Genomic DNA, 18,292 nt, shown 5'->3' with positions numbered 1-18,292 from the left:
TTCGCTCAGTCCTCCTCGGATGGCTGGTCCGCGACGTCGTACACGTCGCGGACCAGCCATTCGTCGTTCTCCCGGACGATGACGATCATCTGTTCGCGCCGCTCCTCGGTCCTCCCCAGACGCAGCACCGCGATGTCGCCGTAATCCTCGATCAGCGACACCTCTCGGGTGGCGCTGCCGGGGCCGAGTCGATCGCGGATGCCGTCGACGGCGCCGCGGACGACCGCCCCGTCGCACTCGGCGTCGTCATCGGCACGGCACGAGTCGATGGAGACGAGCAGGCCGGTGACCGCCTCCTCGATGGATCCGTCGACGGACGGGGCATCCGCCGCGTCCTCGGCAGATTCGTGCGCGGCCTCCTCGCCCCGGCCGTCCGGGGGCTGCGCCGCGTCCGCCGGAGCGGAGGCCCCAGCAGGCATCGGGCCGACATCCGCGGGCGCATCGGGCACGCCCTCCACGGCGACCGCATCCGTCCCCGGAGCATCGTCGCCATCCGGGGGCCACATCAGCCCGCCCGTGAGCACCACCCCGGCGACGGCCACACCGACCAGCAGCATCCGCCGCCGAGGCGTGCGACTGTCACCGGCCGACCGCCTGCGCCCGCCCGGCATCCGGTCCTGGCCGCCTGGCCTCGGTCGCAGCCGCCCGACACGCGTCCGCACAGCGTTCAGGCGCGCCACCATCCGCGCCCGAGTGTCGTCCACTCGATCGCGCAGGGAACTGCCCTGCTGCATCCGCTCGGCATCCTGAGGCAGCCGCGCGCGATGCACCGGCAGCTCCCGAACCCGTTCCGGGGCGTACACGGCGACATCGATCGGTCGAGGAGCGGCGAGCTCGCTCAGCTCGTGCTCCCAGGCATCGAGCGTGCGAAGCACGACGCGGTGATCGGCGGCAGCATCCGCGACACGCCGAAGCAGTCTCTCCAGCGCGCGATCCGAGCAATCGCGTCGAAGCCGCTCGATGATCTCCACCGCAGCGTCGGCGCAGGTCGTGCCCTCCCCCGGCACGAACAGCGGTCTGGCTTCATCGTCCAGCCACCACCTGCCACGCAGGTCATGCCCCGCCACTTCGATGACTCCCCGCAGCAGGCTGCCGACCAGCGTGACGACCTCCCCCGCGACCAGCGCCCGGCCGGCGGCCAGACGACGGGCCAGCACCGCATCGACCGCGTCGGCGCACCAGGGCAGCAGGACTGCCTGTCCGTCACGGGTGCGCTCGACATCCCGCACACCGGCGACGTGCTCCGCACCCGAGAAGCGCCACAGCGTCTCGTCCACACCATCGGCGTCCGCCCGCACCCGCTGTCGGTCCCCGTCGCTGACCAGCTCGCCCGCGAACGCCGCCGAACTCTCCAGCCGCCGGATCACGCGGTGCGCGCCCGGGACCAGGGTCGTGACCTCGTCCGCATCGTCCATGCCTTCATCACACCCCGCCGCGGAGAGCACCGGGCCGCGGATTCCACGATCTGTGGAGAACTGCCGGTTGCTCATCGATGTGCAGGGACACTGCGGGCCGGAACGCTCGGTAAGCTGGTCCTCATGGCAAAGCGTGCTCCCGAAGCTGAGAAGCGACCAGGCTTCTTCTCCCAGATCCGTTCCCTCTACCGGTTCACCCGTGAGGTCTACGGCTGGCTTCCCTGGGCGCAGGTCGCGATCCTGATCGCCGGTGTGCTGGTCGGCCTTGTCCTCGCGTTCCTCCTCGGCGGCGGAACCGTGCTGTCCCTCATCCTGTGGGGCATCACGGGTCTGATGTTCGGAATCCTCGGCGCGATGTTCCTGATGACGCGGCTGTCGACCAATGCGATGTATGCGAAGATCGACGGCATGCCCGGAGCCAGCGGACACGTGCTGAGCACGAGCCTCGGTCGCAGCTGGCAGTCATCCGACACCCCGGTCGGCATCAACCCGAAGACCCAGGAGGCCGTCTACCGCGCAGTCGGTCGCGGCGGGATCGTCATCGTCGGCGAGGGCACCAGGGGCCGTCTGACCCGTCTCGTGAACGAAGAACGTCAGAAGGCGCAGCGGGTCGCGCACGGCGTGCCGGTCACCGTCCTGTACGTCGGCCACGGCGAGGACGAGGTCAAGATCTCGGATCTCTCGAAGACCATCAAGAAGATCCCGAAGGCCATCGACAAGGCCACGATGGCCGCTGTCATCCGCAGGATCGAATCGGTCTCGCAGTCCCTCTCGTCGCTGCCGATCCCCAAGGGCATCGACCCCACGAAGGTGCGGGCGCAGCGACCGCGCTGATCGCTGGACACGAAGCGGCCCCTCTCCCCGACGGAGAGGGGCCGCTTCGTCGTCAGTCGCCGAGAGGCTCCTTGGGCAGTCGCCGCACACGCGGGCGCCTGCGGCGCTTCTCCGGGATCATGGTGCGCATCTCCTCGAGCTTGCCGAAGCACAGCAGGCGGTCCTCGTCCTGCAGCACCACATGCTTGCGCGGGTTCGGGATCACGCTCACACCGCGGTGCAGCGTCAGGACGGTGATGTCACGATCCCACAGACCCAGATCGCCGAGCTGTCTTCCGACCTGCTCGGCACCGGCGTGGATGAGGAGCTCGGCGACGCCGTAGCCCGTCGACACGCTCAGTCGCTGGCGGACATCGATGTCAGGGAAGGCGACCTGGCCGGCGATGTAGTCGATGATCGCGCCGGCCACGTCGAGGTTGGTCGCCGCCTCGATGCCCTGCAGTCCCGGCGAGGAGTTCACCTCCATGACCAGCGGGCCGTCCTCGCCCTCGAGCATGTCGACGCCGGCGACGCGCAGCCCCATGATCTGCGCGGACCGCACGGCGGTCTGCTCGTACACCGGGTCGAGGGTCACCGGCTCCACGCGACCTCCGCGGTGCACATTGGAGCGGAACTCGTCGCCGTCCGCCACGCGCCGCATCGCGGCCACCACGCGATCGCCCACGACCAGGGCGCGGATGTCGCGGCCCCTGCTCTCGGCGATGAACTTCTGGATCAGCACGTTCTGCTTGGTGGAGTGCAGCGTCTCGATGATGGCCTCCGCGACCTTCACCTGCGGGGCAAGGATGACGCCGATGCCCTGCGTGCCCTCGAGCAGCTTGATGACCACCGGGGCGCCGCCGACCCGCTCGATGGCCGGCCGCACGTCGGCGCGGTTGCGCACGAACGCTGTGGCGGGCATCGCGATGTTGTGCCGGGAGAGGATCTGGTTCGCGCGCAGCTTGTCGCGGGCGCTGGAGATGCCGTTCGCCGTGTTCGGCGTGTACACGTCCATCTGCTCGAACTGGCGCACCACGGCCGTGCCGAAGTAGGTGATGGAGTTGCCGATGCGTGGCAGGATCGCATCGTAGTCGCTGAGCTGCTTGCCGCGGAAGAACAGGTCGGGGGCGTCGGCGGTGAGATCGATCGCGAATCGGAGCGTGTTGAGCACCTTCACGGTGTGGCCGCGCTGCTGGGCAGCCGTCCGAAGGCGCTGCGTGGAGTAGGACTGCGGTGCCCGCGAGAGGACGGCGATCTTCACAGAGGTTTCCTGCCAGGATGTAGGGGTGAATCGGTCTTCTCATTCAAACACGTTCACGGGTTGGCGCGAATGGGTCGCACTGCCCGAGCTGGGCGTCGATTGGATCAAGGCGAAGATCGACACGGGAGCGCGCACCTCGTCGCTGCACGCGTTCGACGTGTCGGAGTTCACCCGCGACGGACAGGACTGGGTGCGCTTCGCCGTTCACCCCTGGCAGGAGAGCCGGGAGGACGCGGTCGTGCACGAATGCCGCGTCCACGACCGCCGTGCCGTGCGCAGTTCGTCGGGGCATGCGGAGAACCGCATCGTCGTGCGACTGCGGATCAGCCTGGTAGGGCGGGAGGTCACGGGAGAGGTCACGCTGACCAATCGCGACGAGATGGGATTCCGGATGCTGATCGGGCGCGAGGTGCTGCGTCAGGGCTACGCGATCGACCCGGCGCGATCGTTCCTCGGAGGCCGCGCGCCGCGCGAGGCCCGCCGACGCAACAGCGGTCGCGTCTGAGGATCAGGCGCGGATGAGCACGGTGCCGGCCGCCTTGTCATGCAGGCCGCGCTGATCGGCATCCCAGATCACCGCCGGGATCACCAGGACGAGCAGCAGTGTGCGCACGACCGGTCGCCACAGCCCGATCCACCCGCCCCCGTAACGCACCACCCGCATGCCCAGGAGGCGATGACCGGGGCTTCCTCCCGCGAACGGGATGAACACGATCTGCAGCACGGCGAACACCATCATCGGAGCGAACTGGCTCAGCCCCGCCTCGCCGGGGAGAGCGAACTGGTCGAAGCCGAAGAACCCGGTGGCGATGATCGTCGCTGCCAGGTAATCGATCGCGAGGGCGCCGATCCTGCGGCCGATCCTGGCGATGCTGCGGGGGCCCGTCGCGGGCAGTCCAAGACGTTCGCCGGGGTAGTCGTTCACCCCTCAAGCCTACCGACGACGCGTAACATGCCCGAAACACGGCGGACACGACTGAGAAACTCCCCATGCATAACCTGCGTAAGGTTGATGCAACCGATACCCGATCAGGAGTCGTACATGTTCACAGAGTCCGCAGAGGTCCTCCGCTATATCGAGGAGAACGACGTCAAGTTCCTCGACATCCGATTCACCGACCTCCCGGGGGTGCAGCAGCACTTCAACATCCCGGCATCGACGGTGGACGAGGACTTCTTCCGCGACGGACAGCTCTTCGACGGATCCTCGATCCGCGGTTTCGCCAGCATCCACGAATCCGACATGCAGCTGATCCCCGATGTCACCACCGCGTATCTCGACCCGTTCCGCGAGGCGAAGACGCTCGTCATGATCTTCGACATCTACAACCCCCGCACCGGCGAGATCTACAGCAAGGACCCGCGTCAGGTCGCCAAGAAGGCAGAGAAGTACCTCTCCTCCACCGGCATCGCCGACACGGCATACTTCGCGCCCGAGGCGGAGTTCTACATCTTCGACGACGTGCGCTATTCCGTCACCTCCGGCGAGAGCTTCTACAAGGTCGACTCCGAGGAGGCCGCCTGGAACTCCGGCCGCGAGGAGGAGGGCGGCAACCTCGGCAACAAGACGCCGTTCAAGGGCGGCTACTTCCCCGTCGCGCCGGTCGACAAGACCGCTGATCTGCGCGATGACATCACGCTGCGTCTGATCGACTCGGGCTTCCACCTGGAGCGCTCGCACCATGAGGTCGGCACCGCGGGTCAGCAGGAGATCAACTACCGCTTCGACACGATGGTCAGCGCAGCCGACGACATCCTGAAGTTCAAGTACATCGTCAAGAACACGGCCGAGGAGTGGGGCAAGACGGTCACGTTCATGCCGAAGCCGCTGTTCGGCGACAACGGCTCGGGCATGCACACGCACCAGTCGCTGTGGCTCGAGGGCAAGCCGCTGTTCTTCGATGAGGCCGGCTACGGCCAGCTCAGCGATGTCGCGCGCTGGTACATCGGCGGACTGCTCAAGCACGCGCACGCTGTGCTGGCCTTCACCAACCCGACCCTGAACAGCTACCACCGCCTGGTGAAGCACTTCGAGGCGCCGGTCAACCTGGCCTACTCGGCGGGCAACCGCTCGGCCGCCATCCGCATCCCGCTGACGGGCTCGAACCCGAAGGCCAAGCGCATCGAGTTCCGCGTGCCGGATGCGTCGGGCAACCCGTACCTGGCGTTCGCCGCGCAGCTGATGGCGGGTCTGGACGGCATCAAGAACCGCACCGAGCCGATGGAGCCGATCGATAAGGACCTGTACGAGCTTCCTCCCGAGGAGGCGAAGAACATCCCGCAGGTGCCGAACTCGCTGCTCGACTCGCTCGAGGCCCTGCGCAACGACCATGACTTCCTGCTCGAGGGCGGCGTGTTCACCCAGGAGCTCATCGACACCTGGATCTCGTACAAGTACGAGAAGGAGATCCTGCCGATGGCGCAGCGCCCGCACCCGTACGAGTTCGAGCTGTACTACGGAGTCTGAACACCCCTTCCCACGCCGAGAAACCACTTCTCGCACGAGACACCACGCCTGCGCGTGCGTCTCACGCGCGAAGTGGTTTCTCGCGTTTCGGCGCGGATGCGAGCGGATGCGGTGCCGACGGGCCGCTCAGGCGGCCAGATAGTCGCTCAGGCGCCCAGGTAGCCGCTCAGGCGGCCGTGGAAGCGCTCACTGCGGCTGTCCAGGCCCACGATGGTGATGCCCGCCCCTCGGCGCTCGTAGCGTGCGGCGATGGAGTCGAGGGCTGCGACCGTCGACGCGTCCCAGATCTGCGCGTCGCGCAGGTCGATGACGACGGACGCGGGGTCCTCCGCATACGAGAACCACTCGACGAGATCGTTGCTGCTGCCGAAGAACAGCGGGCCGTGCACGACGTAGCGCACGCTCTCGCCGTCCTCGGCGGGCACCCGGTCGACGGAGATGACGTGTGCGACGCGGCGGGCGAACAGGATCATCGCCAGCACGACGCCCGCGATCACCCCGTATGCGAGGTTGTTCGTGAGCAGGACGGTGCCGATCGTGACGGCCATCACGATCGTCTCGGGGATGGGCATGCGCCTCAGCGTCGACGGCCGCACGCTGTGCCAGTCGACGGTGGTGACGGCGACGACCATCATCACCGCGGCCAGCGCCACCATCGGGATCTGTCCCATCAGCGAGCTCAGACCGGTCACGAGGGCGAGCATGAAGACACCGGCGACGAACGTCGAGATGCGGGTCCTGGCGCCGCTGGTCTTCACGTTCAGCACGGTCTGCCCGATCATCGCGCATCCGCCGACCCCGCCGTACAGACCCGAGAAGATGTTCGCGACGCCGAGCGCCCACGATTCCCTGCCCTTGTGCGAGGGGGTCTCGGTGATCTCGTCGACCAGCTTTGCCGTCAGCAGCGACTCCATCAGCCCGACCAGGGCGACGCTCAGCGCGGTGGGCCAGATGAGCTGCAGTGTGGTCAGATCCAGCGGAACCGTCAGCGGGGTCAGCCCGGGCAGTCCGCCGTCGATGGGGCCCTCCCCCGCGACATCGGGCACCTGGAGCTGGGTGATGATGACCACGGCGGTCACCACGACGATCGCGACCAGCGGAGACGGAACCGCCTTGGTCAGCCGCGGCAGGATCAGCACGATGGCGATCGTCAGCGCGAACAGACCCCACACCGGCAGAGTGCCGCCGAGCACGTGCGGCACCTGCGCGACGAAGATCAGGATGCCGAGCGCGTTCACGAAGCCGAGCATCACCGAGCGCGGCACGTACCTCATCAGCCGTGAGAGCCCGAGCAGTCCGAACACGATCTGGACCAGCCCGGCCAGAATGACGGTCGGCAGCAGGTACTCCACGCCGTGCTCGTGCACGAGGGGTGCGACCACGAGAGCGACCGAGCCGGCCGCCGCCGTGACGACCCCGGGGCGACCGCCGAGGAACGTCATGGTCAGGCAGAGCACGATGGACGCGACGAGGCTCGTCATCGGATCGACGCCGGCCACCACCGAGAACGAGATCACCTCAGGGACCAGCGCGAGCGTGGTCACCGCGCCCGCGAAGAACTCGCGGGAGAGCTGCCGCGGGCTGCGCAGTGCTGCGAGCACGCCGAACGTCGGATGCGAAGAGGGCACGGGGTGACTCCTGACTGAGGGGACTGCCCGAGTCTACCGACGCGCGCAGATCCCCGACGTCCGGCGCGTCAGCACCGCCCGCTCAGCACAGGATGCGCAGCGCTCCGGGCTGCACGCGCACCTCGAAAGCGGCGACCTCCCCTGCTTCCTCGCCGTCGATCTCGAACGGCACGGGCCCGTCCATGCGCACGCGGGCGGCGGCGCCCGTGAGATGCTGCGCGGCGTCGATGCTCACGGTCTCGTCGGCTCCTCCGATCAGGCGCCGGATGCCGTTGTCCCAGACGATCGTGCGCAGGGTCTGCGCCCATTGCACCGCGTTCTCGGCGCTCACCAGCAGCAGGTCGAGCTGACCGTCGTCCGGGACGGCGTCCGGCAGCAGCGTGACTCCGCCCTGGATCGCGCCGCAGTTGCCGATCAGCAGCGTGTGACCGCTGAGGCTCTGCTCCTCGCCGTCGTCGAGCGAGAGGGTGAGCTCCACGTTCTGCGCCGCGGTGAAGGCACGCCCCATGGCCTCGACGTACGCCAGCCAGCCGGCCTTGTCCTTCAGACCGTCGTCGGTCTCGGCGAGCATGTGCGCGTCGAGGCCGAAGCCGATCATCACCAGGAACCCGGTCTCCTCCTCGTCATCGCCCATCCTCACCCAGCCCATGTCGATATCGCGATGCTCCCCCGCTGCGATCCTCTCGAGCGCCTTGGGGATGCTGCCCAACGGGATGCCCAGGTTGCGGGCGAGCAGGTTGCCCGTGCCCTGCGGCACGATTCCCAGCTGAGGCCCGCCGTCGACCCCGGCGAGCACCTCGCCGACCGTGCGCACCGTCCCGTCGCCGCCGACCGCGACCACCACGTCGCAGGCGGCCTCCACTGCGGCCAGGGCCATCGCACGGCCCGGATCGTCCGCGGCGGTCTCCCACCACAGCACCTCGGCGTCGTCACCGACCGCTGTCTGCACGGCCGCCTTCAGCTCGTCCTCGTCGATCTTGGTCGGATTCCACACGATCCCGATGCGCTTGCTCATGCTCTCCCCCCTGGTTCATCCGTAGAACTGCTTCTCGAACACCCGTCTCGCCCGTCGCGTCACGCGCAGGTACTCCTCCTCGAGCAGGACGGCACTGCGATCCGGATAGCCGAGCAGTCGACCGAGCGCATCCAGTTCCCGCAGCTCCGTGGGCAGCACGTCGCGCGTCTGGCCGGTGAGCAGTGTCATCGCCGAGCGCAACCGGCTGGCCAGCACCCAGGCCTCGCGCAGCTGCTCGGCGCCGACGGCGGGGATCAGATCCGCGAGCACGGCGGCATCCAGCGCATGCAGCGTGGACGTGGTGCGCAGATCGGGCACTCGGTGGCCGTGCTGCAGCTGCAGCACCTGCACCATCCATTCGACGTCGCTGAGCGTGCCAGGGCCGAGTTTGAGATGCCGACGCGGATCCGCGCCCTGTGGCAGGCGTTCCCCTTCGACTCGTGCCTTGATCCGTTTGATCTCTCGGAGGTCCTGCAGCGAGATCTGCTCGGGGAATCGGATGCTGTCGGCCAGTTCGGTGAACTTCCGGATCAGCTTGACGCTCCCCGCGATGCCGCGCGCACGCAGCAGCGCCTGGGCCTCCCACGACAGCGACCAGCGCCGGTAGTACTGGGTGTACGCCTCGATGGTGCGCACCATCGGTCCGTTGCGGCCCTCGGGGCGCAGGCCGGCATCCAACTCGAGCGGGAGCCGATGATCGGTGAGGTGCTCCCGGAGTCCCGCGACGATGGCCGCCGCATGGCGCTGCGCGCGCTCCGGCTCCACCCCGTTGGCGTCGTAGACGAAGAGCACGTCGGCATCGGACCCGAAGCCGAGCTCCGCCCCACCGAAGCGCCCCATCGCGATGATCGAGAAATCCAGCGCGTCGTCCTCGGGTGGGACGACCTCGCGGCGCACCGCGCGCAGCGCCGCCTGGATGGTCGCCTCGGTGATCTCGGTGATCGCTCGCGCCATCTCGTCCACGCCGATGCGGTCCAGCACGGCTCCGATCGCGGTGCGCAGCAGCTCGCGACGGCGCAGCGCCCGTACCGCCCGGAGCGCGGACGCCGTGGTCGCGTGGCGGGTCTGGATCGCGCGCGCCTCCTCGTCGAGGGCGGCGGCCCCGCGCGGTCGCAGGGCGGCAGGACTGTCGAGCCACGCGACCGACTCGGGGATCCACTCCATCAGCTCGCCGACGTACCGCGAGCTGGACAGCAGTCGCGTGAGCCGCTCGGCCGCCCCGGACGAATCCCGCAGCATGCGCAGGAACCAGTGCGTGTCGCCGAGTCGTTCGCTGACGCGCCGGAACGCGATCAGCGCGTAGTCCGGGTCGCTGCCGTCGGCGAACCAGCGCAGCATCACCGGCATGAGGTGCCGCTGGATGCTGGCCTTGCGACTGAGACCCGAGGTGAGCGCGGCGATGTGCCGCAGCGCCCCCGCCGGGTCGCGGAAGCCGATGGCGGCGAGGCGGTCCGCCGCCTGGCCGGTGGTCAGGGCGCGCTCCTCGGGCGGCAGCGAGGCCACGGCCGCCAGCAGCGGCCGGTAGAACAACCTCACATGCTGTTCGCGCACCTCCCGGCGCACGCCCTCCCACACGGCTTGGAGCCCTGACGCGGAGTCGGCGAGACCTGTCGCGCGGGCCAGTCGGCGCATGCCGTCGTCGTCTCTCGGCAGCAGGTGGGTGCGGGTGAGCTCGTGCAGCTGCAGCCGGTGTTCGAGCAGCCGCAAGGTGCGGTACTGCTCGCCGAACGCGGCTGCCTCGACACGGCCGATGTAACCGCCCGCCGCGAGTGCCTCCAGCGACTCCAGCGTGCCGCGCGTGTGCAGTGTCGGATCGCTCACACCATGCACGAGCTGCAGCAGCTGCACCGTGAACTCGATGTCGCGCAGGCCACCAGGACCGAGCTTGAGCTGGTACGGCACGTCATCCGGCGGGATGTTGTCCGTCACGCGCTCGCGCATGCCCTGCACGCTCTCGACGAAGTCCGCCCGCTCGGCGCTGGACCACACCTTCGGCTGCACGGCGGTGACATAGTCCGCTCCCAGGTCGCGATCACCTGCGAGGGGATGCGCCTTCAGCAGCGCCTGGAACTCCCAGCTCTTCGCCCAGCGGTCGTAGTAGGCGACGTGCGAGGCCAGCGAGCGCACCAGCGCGCCCTGCTTGCCCTCGGGGCGCAGAGCGGTATCGACCTCCCACAGTGCCGGTTCGGCGTCGATACCGGACAGCACCCGCACGGTCTCGCGGGCGAGACGCGTGGCGATGTCGATGGCCCTGGGCTCATCCACCGTCGCCTCGTCGGCGGTGCCGCCGACGAAGATCACGTCGACGTCGCTGACGTAGTTCAACTCGTGCGCGCCGGCCTTGCCCATGCCGATGATCGCGAGGCGTGTCGCGGCGACCTCGGCCCGGGCGGACTCGCCGCCCGCATCCGAGACCGCCGTGCGTGCGACCGCCAGCCCCGCCTCCAGGGCGGCTGCCGCGGCATCGGCCAGCGCTTCGGACACGTCCGAGACGGCCTCGGCGGGCAGTTCGGCGGCCAGGTCCGCCGCGATGATCTCGGCCAGGCACCGGCGGTATTCCACGCGGAGCGCCTCCTCCGGACGCGCGGCACGGGCGAATCCGTCCTGCGCGTCGACCGCGCCCAGCATCCGCTCGGTCAGTTCGGCGGCCCCTGGCAGCTCCGTGCGCAGCAGCACGGCGGGCTCGAACTCCTCGGGCCGCCGGGCGAAGAAGTCGGCGATGCCCGTCGAGACGCCGAACACCCGCCAGGCCGCAGCGCGCGCCCGGGCATCGCCGAGCACCGCACGGGCACGATCCGGATTCCTGCGCGCGATGCGCAGCATTCCCGCGACGGCCGCATCCGGGTCGGCGGCCGTCATCCCGTCGGCGAGCTCGGCGCGGTCGATGCCGGTCAGCTCGGACAGCTCGGTAAGATCGGCCGACGCGGCCGTCAGCTCGACGAACCCGAGACGGGCCAGCGCCGACAGCGAGACGGACGCATCAGGTCGTGCCATGGCGGCGGCTCAGAGGAGCCCGAGGTTGTTCTGCAGCTCGTACGGGGTCACCTGACCGCGGTAGGCCTCCCACTCCTTGCGCTTGTTGAGCAGAACGTAGTTGAAGACCTGCTCCCCCAGCGTCTCGGCGACGAGCTCGGATTCCTGCATGAGATCCAGGGCATGATCCAGACTCGCCGGCAGCGGCGCATAACCGAGGGCGCGACGCTCGGAGTCGCTCAGCGACCACACGTTGTCCTCTGCTTCGGGAGGCAGGTCGTACTCCTCCTCGATGCCCTTGAGACCGGCTGCGAGCATCAGGGCGTATGCGAGGTACGGGTTGGCCGCGGAGTCGAGCCCCCGGTACTCGACACGCGTCGACTGCTCCTTGTTGGGCTTGTACATCGGCACGCGCACGAGCGCGGAGCGGTTGGCGTGTCCCCAGGTGACGAAACTGGGAGCCTCGTCACCACCCCACAGCCGCTTGTACGAGTTGACGAACTGGTTCGTCACGGCGGCGATCTCGTTGGCGTGACGCAGCAGGCCGGCGATGAAGCGGCGGCCGGTGAGGGAGAGCTGATACTCGGCACCGGCCTCGTAGAAGGCGTTCACGTCGCCCTCGAACAGCGACACATGCGTGTGCATGCCGCTGCCGGGATGGTTGTTCAGCGGCTTGGGCATGAACGTCGCATACACGCCCTGCTCGATCGCGACCTCCTTGACCACGGTCCGGAACGTCATGATGTTGTCGGCCGTCGTCAGCGCGTCGGCGTAGCGCAGATCGATCTCGTTCTGGCCGGGGCCTGCCTCGTGGTGGCTGTACTCGACGGAGATGCCGAGGTCCTCCAGCATCCGCACGGCACTGCGCCGGAAGTCGTGCGCCGTGCCGCCGGGGACGTTGTCGAAGTATCCCGCACTGTCCACCGGCTCCGGGCCCTCCGGGCCGAACTGCGCCGACTTCAGCAGGTAGAACTCGATCTCGGGGTGCGTGTAGAACGTGAAGCCCGCATCCGCGGCCTTCTCCAGGGTGCGACGCAGCACATGACGCGGATCCGACACCGCGGGACGTCCGTCGGGTGTGGCGAGATCGCAGAACATCCGCGCGGTCGGGTCGACCTCGCCGCGCCATGGCAGGATCTGGAACGTCGACGGGTCCGGCTGCGCCAGGAGGTCGGACTCGAACTTGCGGGACAGCCCCTCGATGGCGGAGCCGTCGAAGCCGATGCCCTCGGCGAAGGCGCCCTCGACCTCGGCCGGCGCGATGGCCACCGACTTCAGCGTGCCGATCACATCGGTGAACCACAGGCGCACGAACTTCACGCCGCGCTCCTCGATCGTGCGCAGCACGAAATCGCGCTGCTTGTCCATGCTCACTCCTCGTCCTCGCCGGCATCTGAGCGGGCCGCCGCGCCCCACGAGTCCTCCGCGGCATCGTCCTCCGCCCAGGCGCGCGAGCGCTCGCGGAGCTTCTCCGGGGCGTGCGCCGCCTCGTCGGCCGTGTCGAACGGGCCCACGCGATCGACCGCAGCCGACTGCATGCCGAACTCCACCTCGCGAGTGCTGAGGTTGTACCAGTACTTCTCGTCTCCGTCGGACATGTCGGCTCCTTCGTCGGGATCTGTCACGATCCTAATCGCGCTCGCCCACCTGGATAGGCTATTCGGCATGGCACAGCAGGCAATCGGCGTCGACATCGGCGGCACGGGCATCAAGGCAGCAATCGTCGATCTCGAGCACGGAACGCTCGACTCTGACCGGATCCGGGTCGACACGCCGAAGGGGGCGCGACCCGCCGACGTCCTGGAGACCGTGCGCGAGGTCCTCAAGACGCTGAACGTGACCGAATCGGAGCTGCCGCTCGGCGTGGCGTTCCCCGCCATCGTCAAGCGCGGCAGGACCCTGTCCGCAGCCAACATCTCCCAGGACTGGGTGGACTTCGAAGCCGAGAAGTTCTTCGAGGACGGACTGGGCCGCCACATCGCCTTCGTGAACGACGCCGACGCCGCCGGGGTCGCCGAGGCGCGCCACGGCGCGGCGCGCGATGCCATGGGCCTGACGATCCTCACCACTCTCGGAACCGGGATCGGCTCCGCCTTCCTCTACGACGGCGTGCTGATCCCGAACACCGAGCTGGGTCACCTGAACCGCGAGGGCGAATCGATCGAACGCTGGACCGCGTACTCCGCCATGGAGCGCGAGAGTCTGTCCTGGGAGGACTGGTCGGCGCGCCTGCAGGAGTTCTACAGCCACGTCGAATTCCTCTTCAGCCCGGACCTGTTCGTGGTCGGTGGCGGGGTCTCCAAGCACCCCGAGAAGTTCCTTCCGCTGCTCGAGCTGAGGACGCCCATCGTGGCCGCCGTGCACCGCAACGCATCCGGCATCATCGGAGCGGCCTCCCTCGCCGCCGGCTGATCACGAGGTCCGACAAGCGTGAAGGACCCGGTCGCACCCCTGGGGATCAGGGGGTGATCGGGTCCTTCTGCGTCGTGGTGCGAGCGGGCCGGCCTGTACGCCGGGTTCTGTTCAGGAGCTCTCGCTCCCTTGACGGCCATCTCTCTCGGCGACACGTTGCCGTGCCGCTCCAGCAACCTACCCGAGGACTCGGCGGGCCGCGTCGACGTCCTCTGTCTGGTCTTGCTCCGGGCGAGGTTTACCTGGCAGGACATGTCACCATGTCCCCCGGTGGTCTCTTACACCACCCTTTCACCCTTACCGCCGCCCGAAGGCGACGGCGGTCTTCTCTCTGTGGCACTGTCTCGCGGATCGCTCCGGGTGGGTGTTACCCACCGCCCTGCCCTGTGGAGCCCGGACGTTCCTCGGTGCGGTCTCCCGCCACGCGACCGTCCGGCCGACCCGCTCGCCCTCCGATTCTAACGTCGCTCGGCGGCCGATCACTTGCGCGCGTCCTCGCTGACATGCAGATCCAGAGGAACGTCGATGTCGAACCCGGGGAACAGTCGTGCCGTCGCGGCGGCAGCCGCCGCGCGGACGGCGGCGGCGACGGCATCCGCCTGGTCGATCGGGCAGTGCACGATCACCTCGTCGTGCAGGAACATGGCCAGGTGCGCTCGGCGGCCGAAGACGGGTCCGGATGCCGGGGCGGGGACGGATGCCGGCGGCAGAGCCATCAGGCGATGACGGATCTCGGCCAGCCACAGCAGCGCCCACTCGGCCGCGGTTCCCTGAACGACGAAGTTGCGCGTGAACCGTCCCCGATCCCGCGCTCGGCTGCGCGCCCGGGATTCGTCGGCACCGCCGGCGCCCGGGTCGCTGGCCCGGGATTGGGCAGTGCGCCAGGCGTCGTCGGGGCGCGGGGAGCTGCGTCCGAGCAGTGTGCTCACGACGCCGCCCTGCTCGCCGGTGCGAGCCGCGTCGTCGACGAGCGCCATCGCCCGCGGGTAGACGGTGCGCAGGCGGGGAACGAGCCGGCCGCTCTCCCCCGTGGTCGCACCGTACATGGCGCCCAGCACCGCATACTTCGCCTCTTCGCGGGTGCCCACCGCTCCGGAGCGCACGACGCCCTCGTACAGGTCCGCGCCGCGTGCGGCATCCGCCATCGCCGAATCGTGCGACATGGCCGCCAGCACCCGCGGCTCCAGCTGCGCGACATCCGCACCGACCAGCGTCCAGCCGGGATCGGCATGCACGGCCCGTCGCAGTTGCCGGGGAATCTGCAGCGCACCGCCGCCGGACGACGCCCACCGGCCCGTCACCACGCCGCCGGTGAGGTAGATCGGGCGGAACCGGTCGTCCTGCACCCAGTCGTCCAGCCACGTCCATCCGTTGGCCGCGAACAGCCGCGAGAGCTTCTTGTACTCCAGCAGCGGCGCGACGACCGGATGATCGACCTCGGCGAGCTGCCACCTCGAGGTGGACTCCACGAACACGCCGACCCGGTGCAGCGCTCGCAGCAGCCGCGGCGGACTGTCCGGGTTGAGCTCCGTATCGTTCAGGTGCGCGGAGATCTGCGTCGCCAGTGCGGCCAACTTCGCCGGTCTGGCACCGCGCAGCGGCCGTGCGCCGAGGGAATCCTCGAGGATGCGCTCGTGGATCGCGCGGGACCACGGCAGCCCTGCCGCGGTCATCTCCTCGGCGATCAGCGCACCGGTCGACTCCGCCGCGCACAGCAGCTCCAGACGTGCATCCGGGGCCTGCGCGAGTGCTGCGAGCTGCGCTCGCCACTGCGCGAGCACCTCATCGAAGTCGCCACCACGGGCGACGGATTCCGCGTCGACGTCGAACAGCCCCGGCTGCACGATCGTCTCGGCGGTGTCGTCCGTGCGCACCCAGACGGCGGAGGCCGGCAGCGGGCGCGCCAGCACGGCGGTGTCACGAAGGATCGCATGGCACAGCACCAGATCGCGAGCGCGGCGCAGCCGGATGCCGTGGGCGAGCAGCGGCGGGTAGAAACTGCGCAGCGTGCGGACCGTCCATCGCGGAGCGAGCTCGGCCTCCAGTGCGCGGATGCGGTCCGGAAACGCGTCATCCGAGATCCTCTCGGACCGGAGCTCGGCGGAAGGCGAATCGAGGACGGCGATCAACCAGCCATGACCGTCACCGGGGCGTGCCACGACGGCGTGCGGGGGCTGCGCTGGCCTGGTGGGCCCGGTCACGGCATCCGGCTGGTCACAGCCCCGATTCCTCAGTGCGCACGAGGATCGCCCCGCACTCCGGGCAGGAGAGCACCTCGTCGGAGGGGGCCTTGCGGATTTCGGTGATGTCGGTGCCCGAGAGCACCATGCGGCAGCCCTCGCACACGCCTCCGCGCAGCAGTCCCACGCCGATGCCACCGCGAGATGCACGGCGCTCGTAGTCGGCCAGCAGTTCGGCGGCGACCGTGCCGGCCAGGGCGGCGCGATCGCGGACCAGCTGCTCGCCGGCGGTGGCGGCCGCCGCGATGTCCGCCTTGGCCGCGGCTGTCAGCTTCGCGCCCTCGGACTGGGTCTGATCGATGAGAGCCTGCTGTGCGTCGACGTCGTTCTGCGCCTCTTCGACGCGGCCCATCACCTCGAGCTGGGTGTCCTCCAGCATCGATATGCGCCGGGTCAGACTGTCGATCTCGTTCTCCAGTGCCTGTGCCTGTTTGGGGTCCGTCGAGGCGGCGAGGCGCTCGCCGTCACGGTCGCGGCGCTGCGTGGCCAGGACCACGTCGGATTCGATGCGCGCCTGCTCCGCGCGCGCGTCGTCGAGGACTCCCGTCAGTGCGGTCAGCTCGCCGAGCTGCTGCTTGCGCAGTGCCGCGAGCTCGTTGATCCTGGCTGCCTGCGACGGCTGCGTCCGCGCCCGTTCGGTCTGCTGGATCCGCCGGTCGAGGTCTGCGATCTCGAGCAGGGTGCGCTGGTTCTCGGGAGTGGCTTTCACGCTGTCAAACCTATCTGCTGGCGGTGACCCCGTCGACGTACAGCCAGACCCGATCCTCGCGGACGAAGCGGCTGCGCTCCTGCAGAGACCCTCGCGTTCCCTCGTCGCGGTAGAACGCCTGGAATTCGACGATCCCGTCCAGGTCGAACGGACCGCCCCGCACGGAGTCCAGGATGTCCAGACGCAGCCATCGCACGTGATCGTCGAGTCCCACATCGCGCGGCCGGGTGGACGGATGCCAGGTGCGCCGCAGATGAGCGGCGTCGCCGATCGCGAATGCCGTGAAGCGGGAGCGCATCAATCGCGTCGCGGTGGGCGCGAGCCCGGAGGCGATCACCGGTCCGCAACAGGAGGCGAACACATCGCCGCTCGTGCACGGACAGCGCTGATCGTCAGTGGGGCGGGCGGTGTGCGGCATCCTCCCATCGTGGCAGGTCGGGCCGTCCCGGGTCCGACCACTCCGCGCGTAGGCTGTCAGAACCAGCTCAGCAGGAGGACCCATGTCGCAGCCCGCATCGTTCATCGCTCACAACGGGTTCGCCCTGCCTGCCGTGGGGCTCGGCACGTACCGCCTGAACGGCGAAGCCGGTGCCGCCGCCGTCGCCGCCGGCATCCGACTCGGCTACCGACTGGTGGACTCGGCGTTCAACTACGAGAACGAGGGCGCTGTGGGAGCTGGTGTCGCCGCGTCCGGCGTCGACCGCTCCCAGGTCATCCTCACCACCAAGCTGCCCGGGCGGCACCACGCGTCGGCGAAGGCGCGCACCAGCATCGAGGAGAGCCGCTTCCGCTTCGGGGTCGACGCCACCGATCTGCACCTGATCCACTGGCCGAACCCCAGCGAGGGACTCTACACCCAGGCCTGGCGCGAGCTGATCGAGGCGCAGAAGCGCGGCACGGTCCGCCAGATCGGCGTGTCGAACTTCCTTCCCGAGCATCTCGACCGCATAGAGGCCGACGGCGGGGTGCGACCGGTGGCCAACCAGATCGAGGTGCACCCGTACTTCCCTCAGACGGATGCCGTCGCCCTGCACGCCGAGCGCGGCATCGTCACCGTGGCGTGGAGCCCTCTGGGGCGCGCGCGGGAGGTGCTCGCGGAGCCCGTGATCCGCGAGGTCGCAGCCGCGCACGACATCACTCCGGCGCAGGCCGTGATCGCCTGGCATGTCGCTCGCGGAGTCGTCTCCATCCCGAAGGCCTCGTCTGCCGAGCACCAGCAGGCCAACCTCGACGCCGCCTCCGTGGTGCTCGACGACGGCGAGGTCGACGCGATCACCGCGCTCGGCCGTCCGGACGGCAGGCTCTTCGGCGGCGACCCCGCCACGCACGAGGAGATGTGAGCGTCACTCACACTCCCGC

General features: G+C 69.1%; 16 protein-coding genes and 1 other RNA gene. 5 read left to right on the top strand and 12 right to left on the bottom strand.

Going from position 1 to position 18,292, the window contains the following annotated elements; genetic code table 11:
• Positions 1-5: 5 nt before the first annotated feature.
• The gene (locus ACFQY2_RS12015) at positions 6-1,415 is read right to left on the bottom strand and encodes a hypothetical protein (protein ID WP_378746051.1); all 1,410 of its coding nucleotides are present in this window, start codon (positions 1,413-1,415) and stop codon (positions 6-8) included.
• 123 nt (positions 1,416-1,538) lie between these two features.
• On the opposite strand from ACFQY2_RS12015, the gene ACFQY2_RS12010 reads away from it, so the two are divergent.
• Entirely contained in the window at positions 1,539-2,249 is a 711-nt protein-coding gene (locus ACFQY2_RS12010) for a DUF4191 domain-containing protein (protein ID WP_378746050.1), read from the top strand.
• 52 nt (positions 2,250-2,301) lie between these two features.
• Here ACFQY2_RS12010 and ACFQY2_RS12005 read toward each other — a convergent pair whose 3' ends face one another.
• Complete coding sequence (locus tag ACFQY2_RS12005; protein ID WP_378746049.1) at positions 2,302-3,489, bottom strand: RimK family alpha-L-glutamate ligase; 1,188 nt, start codon at positions 3,487-3,489, stop codon at positions 2,302-2,304.
• A 25-nt stretch (positions 3,490-3,514) separates the two neighbouring features.
• Between ACFQY2_RS12005 and ACFQY2_RS12000 the strand changes: the two genes are divergently transcribed.
• Positions 3,515-3,994, top strand: coding sequence for an ATP-dependent zinc protease (locus ACFQY2_RS12000; protein ID WP_378746048.1), 480 nt, complete (start codon positions 3,515-3,517; stop codon positions 3,992-3,994).
• A 3-nt stretch (positions 3,995-3,997) separates the two neighbouring features.
• On the opposite strand, the gene ACFQY2_RS11995 is transcribed toward ACFQY2_RS12000, so the two are convergent.
• Positions 3,998-4,414: an RDD family protein gene (locus ACFQY2_RS11995; protein WP_378746046.1), complete on the bottom strand. Its 417-nt coding sequence runs from the start codon at positions 4,412-4,414 to the stop codon at positions 3,998-4,000.
• Between the two features lie 117 nt (positions 4,415-4,531).
• Between ACFQY2_RS11995 and glnA the strand changes: the two genes are divergently transcribed.
• Positions 4,532-5,956: a type I glutamate--ammonia ligase gene (gene glnA / locus ACFQY2_RS11990; protein WP_378746045.1), complete on the top strand. Its 1,425-nt coding sequence runs from the start codon at positions 4,532-4,534 to the stop codon at positions 5,954-5,956.
• Between the two features lie 146 nt (positions 5,957-6,102).
• Here glnA and ACFQY2_RS11985 read toward each other — a convergent pair whose 3' ends face one another.
• The 5 genes from ACFQY2_RS11985 to ACFQY2_RS11965 form a co-directional block, all read right to left on the bottom strand.
• Positions 6,103-7,584, bottom strand: coding sequence for a SulP family inorganic anion transporter (locus ACFQY2_RS11985; RefSeq protein ID WP_378746044.1), 1,482 nt, complete (start codon positions 7,582-7,584; stop codon positions 6,103-6,105).
• Between the two features lie 82 nt (positions 7,585-7,666).
• Positions 7,667-8,599, bottom strand: a complete 933-nt coding sequence (locus ACFQY2_RS11980; protein ID WP_378746043.1) for a diacylglycerol/lipid kinase family protein — start codon at positions 8,597-8,599, stop codon at positions 7,667-7,669.
• A 15-nt stretch (positions 8,600-8,614) separates the two neighbouring features.
• The gene (locus tag ACFQY2_RS11975) at positions 8,615-11,593 is read right to left on the bottom strand and encodes a bifunctional [glutamine synthetase] adenylyltransferase/[glutamine synthetase]-adenylyl-L-tyrosine phosphorylase (RefSeq protein WP_378746041.1); all 2,979 of its coding nucleotides are present in this window, start codon (positions 11,591-11,593) and stop codon (positions 8,615-8,617) included.
• 9 nt (positions 11,594-11,602) lie between these two features.
• Positions 11,603-12,940 (bottom strand): glutamine synthetase family protein, encoded by a 1,338-nt coding sequence (locus tag ACFQY2_RS11970; RefSeq protein WP_378746040.1) that lies wholly within the window; start codon positions 12,938-12,940, stop codon positions 11,603-11,605.
• Positions 12,941-12,942: 2 nt separating this feature from the next.
• A complete protein-coding gene (locus ACFQY2_RS11965) occupies positions 12,943-13,170 on the bottom strand; it encodes an SPOR domain-containing protein (RefSeq protein ID WP_378746039.1) in 228 nt (75 codons plus the stop codon).
• 67 nt (positions 13,171-13,237) lie between these two features.
• Here ACFQY2_RS11965 and ppgK point away from each other — a divergent pair, with 67 nt between their 5' ends.
• Entirely contained in the window at positions 13,238-13,984 is a 747-nt protein-coding gene (gene ppgK / locus ACFQY2_RS11960) for a polyphosphate--glucose phosphotransferase (protein WP_378746038.1), read from the top strand.
• A gap of 80 nt (positions 13,985-14,064) precedes the next feature.
• Here the strand turns inward: ppgK and rnpB are convergent.
• From rnpB to ACFQY2_RS11940, 4 genes are all read right to left on the bottom strand, one after another.
• Positions 14,065-14,428: RNase P RNA component class A (gene rnpB / locus ACFQY2_RS11955), an RNA gene on the bottom strand.
• A 35-nt stretch (positions 14,429-14,463) separates the two neighbouring features.
• Complete coding sequence (locus tag ACFQY2_RS11950) at positions 14,464-16,185, bottom strand: bifunctional 3'-5' exonuclease/DNA polymerase (RefSeq protein ID WP_378746037.1); 1,722 nt, start codon at positions 16,183-16,185, stop codon at positions 14,464-14,466.
• A gap of 13 nt (positions 16,186-16,198) precedes the next feature.
• On the bottom strand, positions 16,199-16,933 hold the full coding sequence (locus ACFQY2_RS11945) for a zinc ribbon domain-containing protein (RefSeq protein WP_378746036.1): 735 nt from the start codon (positions 16,931-16,933) through the stop codon (positions 16,199-16,201).
• Between the two features lie 10 nt (positions 16,934-16,943).
• Positions 16,944-17,351 (bottom strand): YchJ family protein, encoded by a 408-nt coding sequence (locus ACFQY2_RS11940; protein ID WP_378746034.1) that lies wholly within the window; start codon positions 17,349-17,351, stop codon positions 16,944-16,946.
• A gap of 82 nt (positions 17,352-17,433) precedes the next feature.
• Here ACFQY2_RS11940 and ACFQY2_RS11935 point away from each other — a divergent pair, with 82 nt between their 5' ends.
• Complete coding sequence (locus ACFQY2_RS11935; protein ID WP_378746033.1) at positions 17,434-18,273, top strand: aldo/keto reductase; 840 nt, start codon at positions 17,434-17,436, stop codon at positions 18,271-18,273.
• Positions 18,274-18,292 lie beyond the last annotated feature (19 nt).

Source organism: Microbacterium sp. GCM10027623 (genome assembly GCF_042666935.1).
Lineage (GTDB): Bacteria > Actinomycetota > Actinomycetes > Actinomycetales > Microbacteriaceae > Microbacterium.
The sequence above is the reverse complement of the archived record's forward strand: the minus strand, read 5'-3'. Positions and strand labels throughout refer to the sequence as shown.